Here is a 15,846-nt window from a genome sequence, read left to right as displayed (position 1 = left end):
TTCCATGCTGGCGACGCTCTCGATCCGGGACATCGTCCTTATCGAGAAGCTCGATCTCACCCTGTCGGAGGGCCTCACGGTCCTGACCGGTGAGACGGGTGCCGGCAAATCGATACTGCTCGATGCTGTGTCCCTCGCCCTTGGCGGGCGGGGCGACGGCGCTCTGGTGCGCCACGGCCAGCCCAAGGGGCAGGTGACGCTCACCTTCGATCTCGCCGCCGACCATCCAGCTCACGCCATCCTCGCCGCAGCCGAGCTGCCCGACGAGGGGCCGCTGGTGATTCGCCGCATCCAGATGGCCGACGGGCGCACCCGCGCCAGCGTCAACGAGGAGGCGGTGAGCGTGCAGACGCTGCGCCTCATCGGCGCGAGCCTCATCGAGCTGCACGGCCAGCATGACGACCGCGCCATGGTGGACGCCGCGAGCCACCGGCTCCTGCTCGATGCCTTCGGCGCCCTCAGCGGCAAGGTCACGGCCGTGGGCGACCTGTGGCGCGCTTGGCGCGCTGCGCTTGCCGAGGCGAAAGACGAACGGGAGCGGCTGGAAATTGCCGCCCGCGAGGCCGACTTCATTCGCCACGCGGTGGAAGAACTCTCCGCGCTGGGTCCGGAGCCGGGCGAGGAACTCGCGCTTTCCGAACGGCGCACCGCCATGATGCGCTCGGAGAAGATCGCCGGCGATCTCGACGAGGCGCTGGATGCGGTCTCCGGCGGCAGCTCGCCCGTGCCGTCGCTGGCTGCCGCCGTGCGCCGGCTGGAGCGCCGCGCCGGCGACGCACAGGCATTGGTGCGCCCGGCCGTCGAGGCCATCGACCAGGCGCTTGATGCGCTGGAGACGGCGCGCCAGCATCTGGAAGCCGCTCGTGCCGATGCCGATTTCGATCCGCGCGAGCTGGAGCGGATCGAGGAGCGGCTGTTCGCGCTCCGCGCCGCCGCCCGCAAATATCATGTCAGCGCCGACGACCTGCCCGCCCTTGCCGCCCGCTATCAGTCCGATCTGGAGCGCCTCGACCGCAGCGCCGCCACGCTGGCGCGGCTGGAAGCGAGCGTGACCGAAGCCGAGGCCGCCTATCGGACCGCCGCCGAGGACCTTTCCCGCGCGCGCCACAGCGCCGCCGCCGTGCTCGACAAGGCGGTTGCGGCGGAGCTGCCGCCGCTCAAGCTCGAGCGGGCGAGCTTCATCACCCGCGTCACCACCGACCCTGCCGCGGCGGGACCGGGCGGACAGGACCAGGTGGAGTTCTGGGTGCGCACCAATCCCGGCACGCGACCCGGCGCGCTGATGAAGGTGGCCTCCGGCGGTGAGCTGGCGCGCTTCCTCCTGGCGCTGAAGGTGGTGCTGGCGGATCGCGGCTCGGCACCGACGCTGATCTTCGACGAGATCGACACCGGCGTGGGCGGCGCGGTGGCGGACGCCATCGGCCAGCGCCTCGGCCGTCTCGCCGAGCGGGTGCAGGTGCTGTGCGTAACCCACGCGCCGCAGGTGGCCGCCCGGGCGCGCAACCACCTCCTCATCGCCAAGGCGAGCGCCATGGACGTGGTGGACCCGGATGCGCCGGTGACCACCCGCGTCAACGCCCTCACCGCCAGCACGCGGCGCGAGGAGATCGCCCGCATGCTCGCCGGCGCGACTGTGACGCAGGAGGCCCGGGCCGCCGCCGACCGCCTGCTGAAGGCGGCGCGCTGACTTCTTCTCTGACCGACTCTCAGTCCGAATCCGGCTTCGATTGCCGCATGGATTTCACCTGACCCCGCCGGTCCTTGGCGGCGAGGCGCCGCTCCTTGGAGGCGAGGGTGGGGCGCGTGGGCCGTCGCACCGGCATGACCACGGTGGCGGCGCGGATCAGCTCCACCAGCCGCTCGATGGCATCTTCCCGGTTGCGTTCCTGGGTGCGGAAGCGCTGGGCCTGGATGACGATGACGCCATCCTGCGTCATGCGCCGGCCGGCGAGGCGGGCGAGGCGCATCTTCACGCCCTCCGGCAGGTTGGGCGAGCGCGCCGCATCGAAGCGCAGCTGGACCGCGCTCGATACCTTGTTGACGTTCTGCCCGCCCGGCCCGGACGCGCGCACGAAGGCGAGCTCGATCTCGTCCTCGGCGATGGCGATGCGGGGCGTGATCTCGATCATGGCGCCCTCTCCTGAGGGCGCAGCTTATGCACGGCCCGGCGCGGCCTGCCAACGCTCAGATGGCGTGGCGATTCGCGGTGGGCCCGAAATGCTCCACATAGCGCGGGCTGATGACCGAGACCGGCAGGATGATGAGCACATCCGTGGTGCCGAACTGGTGGTCCACCACCGCGCCATCGCCGACGAAGCCGCCAAGCCGCAGATAGCCCTTGATGAGGGGCGGCAGCGCCTGCAGCGCCTTCTTCATGTCGATGTCGGCCTTGGCGATCCGGTTCATGGAGACGTGCCGTCCCTCCACGGCCCGCGCGCGCCACTCTTCCGGGGCCATGGCGTTGTGGTGCAGGAAGGACAGCGGCAGGTCGAGTTCCGCCGGGTCGGTGCCCTCGAGGCTGGCGCAGCCGAACATGGCGTCAATCTTGTTGCGCAGGATGTAGGTCCACACCCCGTGCCACAGCAGCTCGACGGTCCGCTTGTTGCGGTAGGGCTTGAGCACGCAGGAGCGGCCGAGTTCCAGGAAGCGCAGGGTCGGATGGGCGGCGATGACCCCGCCCACATCGAACTCGCCCTGGGTGTAGAAACCGCCGTGGCGGTTCGCCACCTCCTGCCGCAGCAGGCGATAGGTGCCCACCACCTTGGGCTTGCGCCGGCCGAGCACGATCTTGCCGGCGTCGTGGTCCAGCACGAGAATGTGGTCGCAGATGGTGTCGAAGCTGTCCATGTCGCGCCGGGCGAGGCGCGTGGTGGCGTCGGGGGTGGCCGACATCTCCTCGTAGAACACCTTGTAGCGCAGGCGCTGGGCGCGGCGCACGTCGCGCGCGGTGCGGGCGAGCCGCACCTCCAGCGCGCCGAGCCGGCCGAGGACGATGCTTTCCGGCGCGGTCGGCACGGCGTCGCGGTGGCGCAGGCCGGAATAGGCGCGGAAATCCGTCACCAGCTTCTGCGGCGCCGGCATGGCAGCGCGCGCACCGGGGGCGGCGTGCTGCGGCCGCAGGAAGGGGAAGGCACCGGGTTCGGTCCCGAACATGGGCGTGGGGCCCTCGCGGCCGAAATCCTTCTTCAGGTCCTTGGCGAAATCGCGGGCGAAATCCCGTGCGGCGTCGCGGGCGACGTCGAAGCCGCGGCCGAACAGGGCTGGCAGGTTGAAGCCGGGATCCGGCTGTCCCATTCTTTTCATCGCAACGAGCCCCACTCCGGGCCGCCGCCGACGGCGGGCGTGCCTCACCCAACGCTTGGTATCGTTCCTCCGCCCGTGCGCCGTCCAGAGCGTACTGCCCGGCCGACGCGCCGCACTGGCTGCGAGGAGCGACCTGGAAGTTGCCCCGCTTCAGGCGGGTGCCCAGGACTTGAACGCCAGCATCACCATAGTTTTCCGACGCGATTGTGACAATGGGTGGACCCGCCGCGCCAGCGCCTCGCGATCCCGCCTTGCCGCTACGGCGCCTCAGGTGATAGCGGCAGGCTTCCGGCGCGTCCGCGCCTGTGATTCGTTGGGGGGACGACATGATTTCCACGCGCATGCACCTTTCGGCCGCGCTCCTTGCCGGCCTCGCTCTTGTGGGGCCGGTGGGCGCTAAGGCGCAGCAGCGTCCGATGCCGGTCGAGGTGACCCAGGTGTTCGTGCAGGGCATCGGGCAGGTGAACGTGCTCGCCTATAAGGCCAAGTTCGTGTCGGTTGATCCCGTTACCCGTCGTGTGGTGCTGGAAGATCCCGCGGGCCGCCGCTGGGCGGTGATCGCGCCCCCGCTGCTGGGCGACCTCTCGCTCTACCGGGTGGGCGAGAACCTGCTCATCCGCGTGGCGCCGGGCGTCGTCACCGCGCTCGGCAAGGCGCACCAGGGCAAGCCGGGCGAAGTGATGGCGGAGGTCGTCATCACTGACGGCCTGCCGGGCTGGCCGGAGGGCTTCGGCATCCGCGAGGTCACGCTGACCTCCATCTTCGTGGGCCTCGACCCGGCCGCCGGCACCGTGACCTTCGAGGGGCCGGACGGCAACGTCCGCGTGGTGCGCGCCGCCAACGACAAGGTGCTGGCAGACGTGCAGAAGGTGCAGCCGGGCGACCTCGCCCAGATCACCTATATCGAGGGCCTCGCCGTCAACGCCATGCGCTGAGGCGGCGGTCGTTCCGCTCCCGTCCGGCACCGCTGTGGTGCCGGACAATTTCTGCGCGGCAGCCGGTCTACGCCGCAGCCACTCTAGGCCGCCGCCCTTGGCCGTTCCGCCGCGGCGCGATAGGCGAGGGCTTCTGCCAGATGGCGGCGGCCGACCCCGTCCGCGCCATCGAGATCAGCGAGGGTACGCGCCACCTTTAAAACCCGGTGATAGCCGCGGGCGCTGAGCCGCATGGCGTCGGCGGCATCGCGAAGCAGGATCGCTCCGGCCGAATCGGGCGTCGCAACCGCCTCCAGCAACGGCCCCGAAGCCTCGGCATTGGTGCGCACATCGGGTCGGCCGAGGGCGGCATAGCGCTCCAGCTGGATTTCCCGCGCCATGGCGACCCGCGCCGCAATCTCCCGCGAGCCTTCGGCCGGGGCCGGCAGCACGAGGTCCGAGGCCGAGACCGACGGCACCTCGAGATGGAGATCGATGCGGTCGAGGAAGGGTCCGGAGAGCCGCGCCTGATATTCGTCGGCACAGCGTGGTCCGCGCTTGCAGGTGAAGCCGGGCTCCCCGGCGCGGCCGCAGCGGCAGGGGTTCATGGCGGCGATGAGCTGGAAGCGCGCGGGATAGGTGACGCGATGGTTGGCGCGGGCGATCAGGACCTCGCCCGACTCCAGCGGCTGGCGCAGGGAATCGAGCACCTGCGGCGTGAATTCCGGGAGTTCGTCGAGGAACAGAACGCCATTGTGGGCGAGCGAGACCTCGCCAGGCTTGGCCTTGGCGCCGCCGCCCACCATGGCCGCCATGCTGGCCGAATGGTGCGGCGCGCGGAACGGGCGGCGGTCCATCAGCGCGCCGTCCTCGATGGTGCCGGCCACCGAGGCGATCATGGACACGTCCAGCATCTCCGCCGGCGACAGCGGCGGCAGGATGGAGGGCAGGCGCTGCGCCAGCATGGACTTGCCGGCGCCCGGCGGTCCGACGAACAGGAGATTGTGGCCCCCGGCCGCGGCCACCTCCAGCGCCCGCTTGGCGGTCTCCTGGCCCTTGACGTCCCGAAGGTCGAGCATGGTGTCTCCCGGCGGCTTCATCCGTGGCTCGGGCCGGCCCATCACCTGGCGTCCGGTCATGTGGTTGGCGAGCTGGATGAGGGATTGCGGGGCGAGAATGTCCATGTCGGGGCTGGCCCACGCGGCCTCGGCACCGCAGGGGGCGGGGCAGATGAGCCCGTGGCCCCGGGCGTTGGCGCCGATGGCCGCCGGCAGCACGCCGGCCACGGCCGCGATGGCGCCGTCCAGGGCCAATTCGCCCACGACCGTGAAGCCGGCGAGGGCATCGCCGGGGATGGCGCCGATGGCGGCCATCAGCCCCAGCGCGATGGGCAGATCGTAATGGGAGCCTTCCTTGGGCAGGTCGGCAGGGGCGAGGTTCACCGTGATGCGCCGCGCCGGAAGCGCAAGCCCTGACGCGATGAGCGCTGCGCGCACCCGCTCCTTGGCCTCCGTCACCGCCTTGTCGGGCAGGCCGACGATGGTGAAGGCCGGCAGGCCGGCCGCCACATGCACCTGAACATCCACCGGGCGCGCCTCGACGCCCTCGAACGCGACTGTCGCCACCCGCTGGATCACAGCCGCCCCCCGCCTGCTGCCCGTCTGCATCTCAAGGTAGCGGAGGGCGGGCCCGCTCGCAAGAACGAAAGAGGAACAATCGTGCTTGCGTCAAACGCCGCCCCGGCTATGCTGGAGGTAGCAAGAGGATCGGGGAAATCAGCCATGGCCGCCGAGGGTGCAGGCGCGCGCAGTCACGAGGCCCATGTGGTCGAGATGTTCGGTCCGCAGGCCGCCGCCTATGTGGCGAGCGCCGTGCATGCGCGGGGTGCTGATCTCGATGCGCTCAAGGCCCTCGTGGAAGAGGCGCGGCCCGCCCGGCTGCTCGATCTCGGCTGCGGCGGCGGGCATGTGAGCTTCACCGCCGCGCCGTTCGCGGGCGAGGTGGTGGCCTACGATCTGTCCGAGGACATGCTGGGTGCTGTCGCGGCCGAGGCGAAGGCACGCGGCCTCGCGAACATCGCCACGCGGCAGGGCGTCGCTGAGCGCCTGCCCTTCGCCGACGGTAGCTTCGACATGGTGGCCTCGCGCTACAGCGCGCACCACTGGCGCGACGTGCCGCAGGCGCTCGCGGAGGTGCGGCGAGTGGTGAAGGCGGGCGGGCAGGTGGTCATGATGGACGTGATCGCGCCCGAATGGCCGGTGGCCGACACCTTCCTGCAGACGGTGGAATTGCTGCGCGATCCCTCCCACGGGCGGGACTACAGCGCCTCCGAATGGAGCCGCCTCGCCGAGGAGGCGGGGTTCCGGGTGGTGCGCACGGCGCACCGGCGCCTGAGGCTGGAGTTCGCCTCCTGGGTGGCGCGCATCCGTACGCCGGAGCTGCATGTCGCCGCCATCCGCTCGCTGATGGCGGGTGCCAGCGCGGACGTGGCGACCCACTTCGAGTTCGAGGCGGACGGCTCCTTCTCCATCGACACGCTGACGCTGGAACTGGAAACGGCCTGAGCGGGCCTATTTCTTCTCCAGCATCAGGCGGCCCTGCTTCTGGATGAGGTCCTTCGCCTTGCGGGCGACGAGATCCAGCATGAAGGGCAGCTCCACGGAGAGGTGCACGGCGTCGTCCGCCACCTGAAGCTTGCCGCTCGCCGTCTGTCCCAGCGCGGCGATGCGGAAGTCCAACTGCTCTCCGGTCCAGGTTTCCTCCAGGATGGAAATGTGGCGCGAGAAGCGGTCGCGCACGCCGGTCAGCCCCGCTTGGAGGCGCCGCGTCGCCTCGGCCTTGCCGAGGCGGTGGGGGATGGAGGCGGTGAAGGGCTGTCCCATGGTCGGTCCTGTTATGTCCGGCGGTGCGTCCTGACGGATAACGCCCACACCGGCACGGCGGTTCGCGCGGCGGGCCGAGGGCGCCGCCGCGTTGGTGTCGATTAGACGGTGGTCTCAGGCGGCGCGGCGGGCCTCGATGCGGTCCCAGATCTGCGCAGCGATGTCCGGCCCGCCCAGGCGCTTGATGGCGCGCAGGCCCGTGGGGGAGGTCACGTTGATCTCGGTGAGGTTGCCGTCGATCACGTCGATGCCGACGAAGATCAGCCCCTTCTCGCGCAGCGAGGGGCCGATGCGGGCGCAGATTTCCAGCTCGCGGTCGGTGAGGTCGGTGGGCCGCGCCGCGCCGCCGCGCACCATGTTGGAGCGCAAGTCGCCCTCGCTCGGCACCCGGTTCACCGCGCCCGCCGCCTCGCCATCCACCAGGATGATGCGCTTGTCGCCGTGCTTCACCGCCGGCAGGAAGCGCTGGATCACCCACGGCTCGCGGAAGGTCGCGGAGAAGAGGTCGTAGAGCGAGCCGAAATTGAGGTCGTCGGCCGTCAGGCGGAACACGGCGGCGCCGCCATTGCCGTAGAGCGGCTTCATCACCACGTCGCCGAACTCGGCGCGGAAGGCCTTGATCTCCGCGAGGTCGCGGGAGATCAGGGTCGGCGGCATCAGGTCCGGAAACTCGGTGACGAAGATCTTTTCCGGCGCGTTGCGCACATGGCCGGGGTCGTTCACCACCAGCGTCTTCGGGTGGATGCGCTCCAGCAGGTGGGTCGCCGTCACATAGGCCATGTCGAAGGGCGGATCCTGGCGCATCAGCACCACGTCCATCTCGGTCAGGGGAATGCGCTCGCGCGCGCCGAGGGTGAAATGGGCGCCGGCTTCGTCCTGAACGGTCAGCGGCTCCACGGCGGCGAACACTTCGCCGTCGCGCATGGCCATGCGGTCGGGCGTGTAGTGGAACAGCGCATGGCCCCGCCGCTGCGCCTCCAGAAGAAGGGCGAAGGTGGAATCCCCTTGAATATTGATGCTGGCAATGTGGTCCATCTGGACCGCGACCTTCAGGGCCATGGCAATCTCCCGCTGCCCCATGGGGGCTTGGATCCTATCTATAGTCGGGTGGCGCCCACCGCCACTCGGCTCACACGTCCATCTCGAAAGCGCCGGGCAGGTGCTCGGCCTCCCCGGTGCGGGCGAGCAGCACGGCGTCGAAGCGCATGTTCAGCGCAGAAAGCTCCGGGTGATCGGCGAGGTAGGTCTCAGCGGCCGCCGCAATGCGCCGGCGCTGGCGCGGCTGGAGGGAGAAGGCGGCATCATCGAGCCGCGCCCGCAGCTTCACCTCGCAGAAGACGAGGAGGTCGCCCTGCCGGGCGATGAGGTCGATCTCACCCGCCTTGGTGCGCACCCGCCGGGCGAGCACGTGGAAACCGTGGGCGCCGAGCAGGGTCGCGGCGCGTTCCTCTCCCGCGAGCCCGCGAGCGTGGGCGGCGCGGCGGCGCAGCTTGCCCGCGTCGGGCGGAGGGCCGGCCGGCGTCTCAGGCATCCGCGTCGGCGTCCCCGGGCTTTTCGTCTCCACGCGCCTGCGTGAGCGCGAGGGCGCGGGCATAGACCTCGCGCTTCGGCCGGCCGGTGGCGCCGGCGACGACCGCGACGGCATCCTTCAGCGACGTATCCTTGAGGGCGCGGATGAGCGCCGCGTCCACGTCCGCATCGCCGGCCACCTCTTCCAGGGGCGGGCCGATGACGAGGACGATCTCGCCCTTGGGGTCGGCGGCGTCCGCATAGTGGGCGGCGAGGGTGGGCAGATCGGCGCGCCGCACCTCCTCGAACGCCTTGGTCAGTTCGCGGCAGACGGCGGCACGGCGTGGGCCGAGCACGTCGGCAAGGTCCGCGAGGCTCTCGGCGAGGCGGGGGCCAGTCTCATAGAAAACAAGGGTGCCCGGCACGGCGGCGAGGGCGGAGATGCGATTGCGGCGCTGGCCGGCCTTGGGCGGCAGGAAGCCGTCGAACAGGAAGCAGTCGGTGGGCAGGCCCGCCGCCACAAGGGCCGCGAGCAAAGCCGAGGCGCCGGGCACGGGATGCACGGGGAAGCCCAACTCCGCAGCTTCCACCACCAGCTTGAAGCCGGGGTCCGACACCAGCGGCGTTCCCGCGTCCGAGATCAGCGCCACCCGCTCGCCGGCGGCGAGGCGGGCCAGCAGCTTCGGCCGGGCGCTGGCGCCGTTGTGGTCGTGATAGGCCATGAGGTGGGTCTGGATGCCGTAGCGGTCGAGCAGCCGGCGGGAGATGCGGGTGTCCTCGCAGGCGATCACGTCGGCCGCCGCCAGAGTCTCCAGCGCGCGCACCGTCACGTCGGCGAGGTTGCCGATGGGCGTCGCGACCACATGCAGGCCCGGCGCGAGGCCGGGGGCGGGCAGGGTGGAGCCGGCGAGGAGGAAGGTTTTCATGACACCTGCGGCGCGGCCTTCGGGGCGGCTGTGCGGGTGGGGACGATGGGGCGTGGTCATAACCCCCACCATAGTCCCGCCCGCGCCGGACGGGAACGGCTCCGCCCGTATGGCGTCACGCCATATGTCGCGCTGCGGCGACCACCGCCTGCCCCAAGGCGAGGCCGCCGTCGTTGGCCGGCAGCTCGGCGGGGATGAGAGGCGTGAGGCCGCGCGACCGCAGCCGGGCGACAGTCTCCTCCAGCAGCCGGGCATTCTGGAATACCCCGCCGGAGAGTGCGACGGCATGGGTACCGGCCTCGTCTGCCGCCTGCGCCGTGACGGAGACGAAGGCTTCCGCCAGACCGGCATGGAAGGCGGCGGCCATCTCCGGGAGCGGCCGGGCGGCGGCAAGGTCGGCGCGGAGGGCGCGCCAGAGCGGGGCGGGATCGATCTCGATGAGGTTGCCCTGCGGTGCGATGGCGAACGGGTAGGGCGCGGCCTCCCCCGCCGCGACGGCCTCCAGCGCCATGGCCGCCTCGCCCTCGTGGGAGAGCCAGTCGGGTGCGAGGCCGAGGAGGGCGCCCACGGCATCGAATAGCCGGCCGGCGGAGGAGGCGAGGGGGGCATTGAGCCCCTTGTCCATCATCGCCCGCAGGGTCGGCACCGGCTTTCCGGCAAACAGCGCGGCGAGGCTGGCGTCGCCATCAACGACGGCGCGGCCGAGCGCCCGGTCGAGATGGGCGAGCAGCACCCGCCACGGCTCGCGGCTCGCGGCATCGCCTCCGGCCATGGGGATGGGGGAGAGGCGGGCGATGCGTCGGCTCTCGCGATAGTCGCAGACCAGCACCTCGGCGCCCCACACGGTGCCGTCCTCGCCCAGCCCCAGCCCGTCGAGGGCGATGCCCACCACCTTGCCATCCGCGCGTCGCCAACCGTTTTCGGCCATGGCGGCGGCGATGTGGGCGTGGTGATGCTGCACGCTTTCCAGCTTGAGCCCCCGCGCCTCGGCCATGGCGGCGGCGAGGCGGCTGGCGCGATAGTCCGGGTGGAGGTCCGCCGCGATCACCTGCGGCGTGTGGGTGAAGAGGGCGGAATAGTCCGCCAAAGCGGTCTCGAAGGCATCGCCCGTGGCCGGCTCGTCGAGGTCGCCCAGATGGTGGGAGAGGAGGGCGCGGGCGCCGTGGGTGAGGCAGAGCGCGCTCTTGAGTTCGCCGCCCATGGCGAGCACCGGCGGCGCATCGGCGAAATCCTCCGGGAGCGCGAGAGGAAGCGGCGCGAAGCCCCGCCCGCGCCGCATCACGCGGAGCCCGCCGGCGGCGAAGCGCGCCACGCTGTCGTCGAGCCGGCGGGCGATGGGGCGGTCGTGCATGAGGAAGCCGTCCACGATGCCGGCAAGGCCGGTTCGGGCCTCGTCATCGCGGAAGATCTGCGGCTCGCTGGAGCGATTGCCGGAGGTCATCACCAGCGGGCGGTCGGTCGCCGCGATCAGCAGATGATGCAGCGGCGTATAGGGCAGCATCAGGCCAAGATGGCTCTGGCCCGGCGCGAGGCCGGCGGCGAGGTCCGCATCCGGCCGGAGCGGCAGCAGCAGGATGGGCGCGGAGGGGGCGAGCAGTGCCGCCTCTTCCTCCGGTGAGATGATGCAGAGGCGGTGCGCGGTGGCAAGGTCGGCCATCACCGCCAGCGGCTTGGTCGGCCGGTGCTTGCGCGCGCGGAGGGTGGCGACGGCCGCGGCATCGGTGGCGTCACAGGCGATGTGGAAGCCGCCGATGCCCTTCACCGCGAGGATATGGCCTGACCGCAGCAGTTCGGCAGCCTCGGGAATTGGATCGGCGGAGGCGCTCTCCGCCCCCTCCCGCTCCAGCCAAAGGCGCGGGCCGCAGGCGGGGCAGGCGATGGGCTGGGCGTGGAAGCGCCGGTCGGCGGGGTTCTCGTATTCCGCGCGGCAGGCCGGGCACATGGGAAAGCCGGCCATGGTGGTCGCCGGCCGGTCATAGGGCAGGCCGGCGACGATGGAGAAGCGCGGGCCGCAGTCCGTGCAATTGGTGAAGGCGTAGCGATGCCGCCGGGCCTTGGGATCGGTAATCTCCGCAAGGCACGCCGGGCAGGTCGCCACGTCAGGTACCACGCCGATGGAGACCGTGCCGGCCCCGCTTTCCACGATGCGGAATCCCGGCTCCGGCACGGCGGCCGGACGGCGCTCCACCCGCTCGATGCGCGCCAGCGGAGGGGCCTCGGCCACCAGAGCCGCGGCGAAGGCATCGAGGGCCGCGCGCGGCCCACCCGTATGGATCAGCACCCGCCCTCCGGCGTTGGAGACCGTGCCGTCGAGGCCGAGGCGCAGGGCGAGGCGATAGACGAAGGGCCGGAAGCCCACGCCTTGCACGATGCCGGAAATCTCGATGGTCTCGCCCGCGATGCCCGCCCCGTCCATGGCTGCTCAATGCACCGTGCAGACCATGCAGGGATCGAACGAGCGCACGATGTGCTGCACGGCGAGGGGCGTCGTCTCCCCTTGCCGCACCGGCGCGCCGACGAGGGCGGTCTCCAGCGGTCCCGGCTGGCCGGAGGCGTCGCGGGGGGAGAAGTTCCAGGTGGTGGGGGCGATGATCTGGTAGCGGGCGATGCGGCCGCGCTCCACCACCATCCAGTGGCCGAGCGCGCCGCGCGCCGCCTCGGTGAGGCCGAAGCTGCGGCCGGTCTGGGGCAGGGCACCCTGCGCGCACCAGGGTTCGCCGGGCCGGAGCGTGCGCACCCAGTTTTCCATGGCGATCAGCGTGCGCGCGGTCTCCACCAACCGGCCGACAACGCGCGAGCGCACATTGGCGCCCTCCTTGGTCGCGAGGTCGCGGGCGAGCGGCTGGCCGGCGATGACCTGCCGGGCGAAAGCGCCGGTCTCAAAGGGAAGGCCGGCGAGGCGGGGTGCCTTGCACCAGGTGTAGCCGGTTTCGTCCGCGCCATCGGGAAAGGTCGAGCCCTCGAACGGGTGATGCGGCGCCTCCCGCCCCTCCATGCGGGCGAAGGAATGATCCTCGGCGATGGCCGAGGTGTCGACCGGGCCGAGGCGACCGCCTGCGAAGGTGCCGGCCGTGTAGAGCCGGCCCTCCTCCTGCGGATAGGCTCCGTAGGAGAGGAAGCGGTCGTCGGCCCGGCCGAGCGCGGCGAGGCCGAGGTCTTCGGCGATGGTGAGGAACAGGCGGAAATCACCGTCCGGCCCCGTCCGGCGCCACGCGTCCAGCTCTTCCGCGTCGGCCAGCGCCGCGACGCGCTCCAGCGGTGCGCCGAAGAGGCGGGCCTCAAGGTCCGCGCGCACGGAGCCGAGGGTGGCCAGCAGCCGCATCTTGTCCCGCGCGTCCGCCCCCTTGGCGACGCCGCCGGGCTGGAGCGCCAAGGTGTGCGGCCAGCGGCCGGCGAGCAGGCCCATGACGTGGAGCAGCGTCGTGCGGGTGGCGAGGGCATCGCGCACGCTCAGCCCGTGCGCCGCCTTGAACCGGCGCTCGGCCTGCGCGAACCACGGCCGGTCGGCATAGGCCGCGCGGGCGAAGTCCGGCATGAAGAAGACGTGGAAATGGGTGAGGTGGTCGGCCAGATTCTCGGTGGCGAGGATGAGGTTGGTGGCGACGCGCCCGTTGTCGGTGGGCACCACGCCCTCCAGCCCCGCCAGCGCCAGCGCCGCCGCATGGGATTGCGACACCGAGCAGATGCCGCAGATGCGCGGCGCGATCACGAGGGCGTCGCGCGGATCGCGCCCTTCCAGGATGCGCTCGAAGCCCCGGAACAAGGGTGAGGAGACGAAGGCCTGCTTCACGGCCCCGTCCGCCACGTCGAGGCGCACCTCCAGGTCGCCCTCCACGCGGTTGAAGGGGCCGACCACCAGCCGTTTCGTGCCCTCGGTCATCGCTTTTTGATGTCCCGGACGGCGGGCGGGGTGACCACATGGTCGCTCACCGCATTGCGGCGCAGGCGTTCCGGCGTCGCCGCCTTGGCCAGCGAGGAGAGGGCGATGAACCATGCCTTGGGCATGTCGGTGGGCAGGCCCACGGGGATGCCGCCGATCTTCGGCGTCTGGATGAAGGCGTGGCCCGGCTCCTCGAACTCGGGCGCGGTGCAGTTGATGCAGGCGTGGCCGCCGCGGGTGCAGGAGCCCTCGCCGTTCCACAGGCGGGTGTTGCAGTCCGCATGGGCCTGGGTGCCGAGGCAGCCGAGGTGCTCCATCATGCAGCCGAGGTCGCTCATTTTCTCGGCGCTGGCCTTGTATTCGTAATATTCGTTGCGCGGGCAGCCGTGGTGCACGAGGTGGTCGGCGTAGAAGCGCGGGCGTCCGTAGCTGTCGAGGTCGCCGCCGTGCAGCAGCCCGGCGGAGAGTAGCATCAGCGTCTCCGTCACCCAGTTGGGATGGGTCGGGCAGCCGGCCACGTTGATGACCGGCAGGCCGGCACGGGCGCGGAAATCGGCGCCCAATGCTCCACCCGGCCGGCGCCCGTCATATTGGAGGCCGCAGGCATCGGCGGGATTGACCCCAGCCGCCGTCACCCCGCCATAGGCCGCGCAGGTGCCCACCGCCACCACATGCTCCGCCACCGCCGCGAGCCGGCGGACCCAGTCGATGGTCGCCGTGTCGGTGCCGGCGAGCGTATGGAAGCGCCCGGTGCCGTTCGGCCCACGCAGCAGCGCGCCCTCGATGCACAGGGCATCGAGCCGGATGTCGCCGGACAGAACCGCCTCGAACACGGCGATGGCCTCGTCCCCCGTCTCCTCCGAGAGGGTCGGATGCCACAGGAAGTGGATGTTGGCGGAGGCCAAAGTCGCGGCAAGGTCCGGTGCCTCGGCGCAGAGCAGCGACATGGTGCAGCCGCCGCAGCCGCCCGATTGCAGCCAGAGCACGGTGAAGGGCGCGTTCAGGTCCCGCATCATGGCGCCGCTGGCAGCACGAGGGAGAGGATGGCGCCGCCGTCCGGATGGTTCGCGGCTTCGAGCCGTCCCTCGTGCTCTTCGGCGATGCGATAGCAGATGGACAGACCGAGACCGGTGCCCTTGCCCACGGCCTTGGTGGTGAAGAAGGGGTCGAAGATGCGGTCCATGAGCGCGTCGGGAATGCCCGGCCCGGTGTCGCGCACCCGCACCACCACCTGCAGCCCGTCCGGCGTCTGGAAGCGGGCGCCGGTGATCTCCAGGCGGCGGTCGGGGCGGCCTTCCATGGCGTCCACAGCGTTCTGCACGAGATTCATCATCACCTGATGGATATGGCCGGGATGGCCCACCGCCTCCAGCCCCTCGGGCACGGCGACGGTGATGGGAAGGTCTGGCATCTGGGACTTGGCCACCCAGTCCACCGCCGAGCGGACCACGCCGGCGAGGTCGAACACCTCCCGCGCCTCGCGACGGTCGGAGGAGAAGCGGCGCAGGTCCGCTACGATGTCGCGCACCCGCTCGGCGCCCTCCAGCATGCCCGAGAGGGTGGCGGGGATATCGGACAGCGCCCGGTCGATGCGCAATTCCCCCCGCGCCTTGGCGAGGGCGGCCGCGTCCGCGCCGGCATGGACCTGATCGAGATAGGCGATCAGCCGCTCGGCATAGCGCTTCATCGCATGGGCGTTGCCGTAGACGAAGGAGATGGGATTGTTCAGCTCATGGGCGACGCCAGCCACGAGGCGGCCGAGGGACGCCATCTTCTCGGCATGGACCAGCTGCTGCTGGGTGCGCTTCAGGTGCTCATGGGCCTTGGCGAGGGCGCCGTAGGCGGCGCGCAGCTCGCCGATGGGGCGGCCCACCAGCACGATGCCCACCGCCCGTCCGCGCGGATCGAACCTCAGCGCGCCGTTGACCGCAATGGCGAGCGGGCCGTCCGGCGTCGCCAGTGTAAATTCCCGGTCGGCGATGCGCTGGCGCCGGGCGACGGTGGCGAGCACATCCGCCGCCGTGGTTTCGGACGCGGCGTCCAGCAACTCGGACAGGGGGCGGCCGAGGAGGGCGTCGGCCCTGAGGCCGAAGGCGCGCTCGGCGGCGAGATTCACCTGCTCCACCCGGCCGGAGAGGTCACACGCCACCAGCACGTCAGTCATGGAGCCGAGGAGGCCGGCGATGAAGCCTTGGGCTTCTTCCAGCGCGGTGTTCTTGGCCTCCAGCTCCACCTGCTGGCGGACCAGCTCCGCATAGGTCTCGTCCATCTTGCGGATGACGGCGATCCACGCCTCGTCCGCATCGATGGCGCCGAAGTCCGTCCCCGCCCCCGGCAGGGAAAGCGCGCCGGCGAGCGGGCTGTCGGGCAGCGGTTCCCTCGGCGCATCCTTGCGCCCGGACATGGGCATGAGCGGTCCCCGGCGGAGGAAG

General features: G+C 71.2%; 14 protein-coding genes. 3 read left to right on the top strand and 11 right to left on the bottom strand.

Going from position 1 to position 15,846, the window contains the following annotated elements; all coding sequences use genetic code 11:
• Positions 1-4: 4 nt before the first annotated feature.
• Entirely contained in the window at positions 5-1,687 is a 1,683-nt protein-coding gene (gene recN / locus XAN126_RS0124930) for a DNA repair protein RecN (RefSeq protein WP_024281272.1), read from the top strand.
• Positions 1,688-1,706: 19 nt separating this feature from the next.
• Here recN and arfB read toward each other — a convergent pair whose 3' ends face one another.
• Both arfB and XAN126_RS0124920 read right to left on the bottom strand, forming a co-directional pair.
• Positions 1,707-2,129 carry an alternative ribosome rescue aminoacyl-tRNA hydrolase ArfB gene (gene arfB, locus XAN126_RS0124925; protein ID WP_024281271.1) on the bottom strand — a complete coding sequence of 141 codons (423 nt, stop codon included), beginning with the start codon at positions 2,127-2,129 and terminating at the stop codon, positions 1,707-1,709.
• A 55-nt stretch (positions 2,130-2,184) separates the two neighbouring features.
• Positions 2,185-3,303 (bottom strand): GNAT family N-acyltransferase, encoded by a 1,119-nt coding sequence (locus XAN126_RS0124920; RefSeq protein ID WP_029877722.1) that lies wholly within the window; start codon positions 3,301-3,303, stop codon positions 2,185-2,187.
• A 326-nt stretch (positions 3,304-3,629) separates the two neighbouring features.
• Here XAN126_RS0124920 and XAN126_RS0124915 point away from each other — a divergent pair, with 326 nt between their 5' ends.
• Entirely contained in the window at positions 3,630-4,238 is a 609-nt protein-coding gene (locus tag XAN126_RS0124915) for a hypothetical protein (protein WP_024281269.1), read from the top strand.
• An 83-nt stretch (positions 4,239-4,321) separates the two neighbouring features.
• On the opposite strand, the gene XAN126_RS0124910 is transcribed toward XAN126_RS0124915, so the two are convergent.
• Positions 4,322-5,854: a YifB family Mg chelatase-like AAA ATPase gene (locus XAN126_RS0124910; RefSeq protein ID WP_024281268.1), complete on the bottom strand. Its 1,533-nt coding sequence runs from the start codon at positions 5,852-5,854 to the stop codon at positions 4,322-4,324.
• Positions 5,855-5,998: 144 nt separating this feature from the next.
• On the opposite strand from XAN126_RS0124910, the gene XAN126_RS0124905 reads away from it, so the two are divergent.
• A complete protein-coding gene (locus XAN126_RS0124905; protein ID WP_024281267.1) occupies positions 5,999-6,781 on the top strand; it encodes a class I SAM-dependent methyltransferase in 783 nt (260 codons plus the stop codon).
• 6 nt (positions 6,782-6,787) lie between these two features.
• Here XAN126_RS0124905 and XAN126_RS0124900 read toward each other — a convergent pair whose 3' ends face one another.
• The 8 genes from XAN126_RS0124900 to XAN126_RS0124865 form a co-directional block, all read right to left on the bottom strand.
• Positions 6,788-7,099, bottom strand: a complete 312-nt coding sequence (locus tag XAN126_RS0124900; RefSeq protein WP_024281266.1) for a polyhydroxyalkanoic acid system family protein — start codon at positions 7,097-7,099, stop codon at positions 6,788-6,790.
• 114 nt (positions 7,100-7,213) lie between these two features.
• Positions 7,214-8,158 carry a glutathione synthase gene (gene gshB / locus XAN126_RS0124895; protein ID WP_024281265.1) on the bottom strand — a complete coding sequence of 315 codons (945 nt, stop codon included), beginning with the start codon at positions 8,156-8,158 and terminating at the stop codon, positions 7,214-7,216.
• A 70-nt stretch (positions 8,159-8,228) separates the two neighbouring features.
• Positions 8,229-8,630: a YraN family protein gene (locus XAN126_RS0124890; protein ID WP_024281264.1), complete on the bottom strand. Its 402-nt coding sequence runs from the start codon at positions 8,628-8,630 to the stop codon at positions 8,229-8,231.
• Positions 8,623-9,534 (bottom strand): 16S rRNA (cytidine(1402)-2'-O)-methyltransferase, encoded by a 912-nt coding sequence (gene rsmI, locus XAN126_RS0124885; RefSeq protein ID WP_051460690.1) that lies wholly within the window; start codon positions 9,532-9,534, stop codon positions 8,623-8,625. Before rsmI ends, XAN126_RS0124890 begins: the two co-directional genes overlap by 8 nt.
• 115 nt (positions 9,535-9,649) lie before the next feature.
• The gene (gene hypF, locus XAN126_RS0124880; protein ID WP_024281262.1) at positions 9,650-11,950 is read right to left on the bottom strand and encodes a carbamoyltransferase HypF; all 2,301 of its coding nucleotides are present in this window, start codon (positions 11,948-11,950) and stop codon (positions 9,650-9,652) included.
• 6 nt (positions 11,951-11,956) lie between these two features.
• Positions 11,957-13,414 carry a nickel-dependent hydrogenase large subunit gene (locus XAN126_RS0124875; RefSeq protein ID WP_024281261.1) on the bottom strand — a complete coding sequence of 486 codons (1,458 nt, stop codon included), beginning with the start codon at positions 13,412-13,414 and terminating at the stop codon, positions 11,957-11,959.
• Positions 13,411-14,430, bottom strand: a complete 1,020-nt coding sequence (locus tag XAN126_RS0124870; RefSeq protein ID WP_245272336.1) for a HupU protein — start codon at positions 14,428-14,430, stop codon at positions 13,411-13,413. The genes XAN126_RS0124875 and XAN126_RS0124870 overlap by 4 nt, the downstream gene beginning before the upstream one ends.
• Entirely contained in the window at positions 14,427-15,824 is a 1,398-nt protein-coding gene (locus tag XAN126_RS0124865) for an ATP-binding protein (RefSeq protein WP_024281259.1), read from the bottom strand. Before XAN126_RS0124865 ends, XAN126_RS0124870 begins: the two co-directional genes overlap by 4 nt.
• Positions 15,825-15,846 lie beyond the last annotated feature (22 nt).

Origin of the sequence: Xanthobacter sp. 126, from assembly GCF_000526175.1 — a bacterium.
In the GTDB taxonomy this organism is placed as follows: domain Bacteria; phylum Pseudomonadota; class Alphaproteobacteria; order Rhizobiales; family Xanthobacteraceae; genus Xanthobacter; species Xanthobacter aminoxidans.
This window is presented reverse-complemented; position numbering and strand designations above follow the sequence as displayed.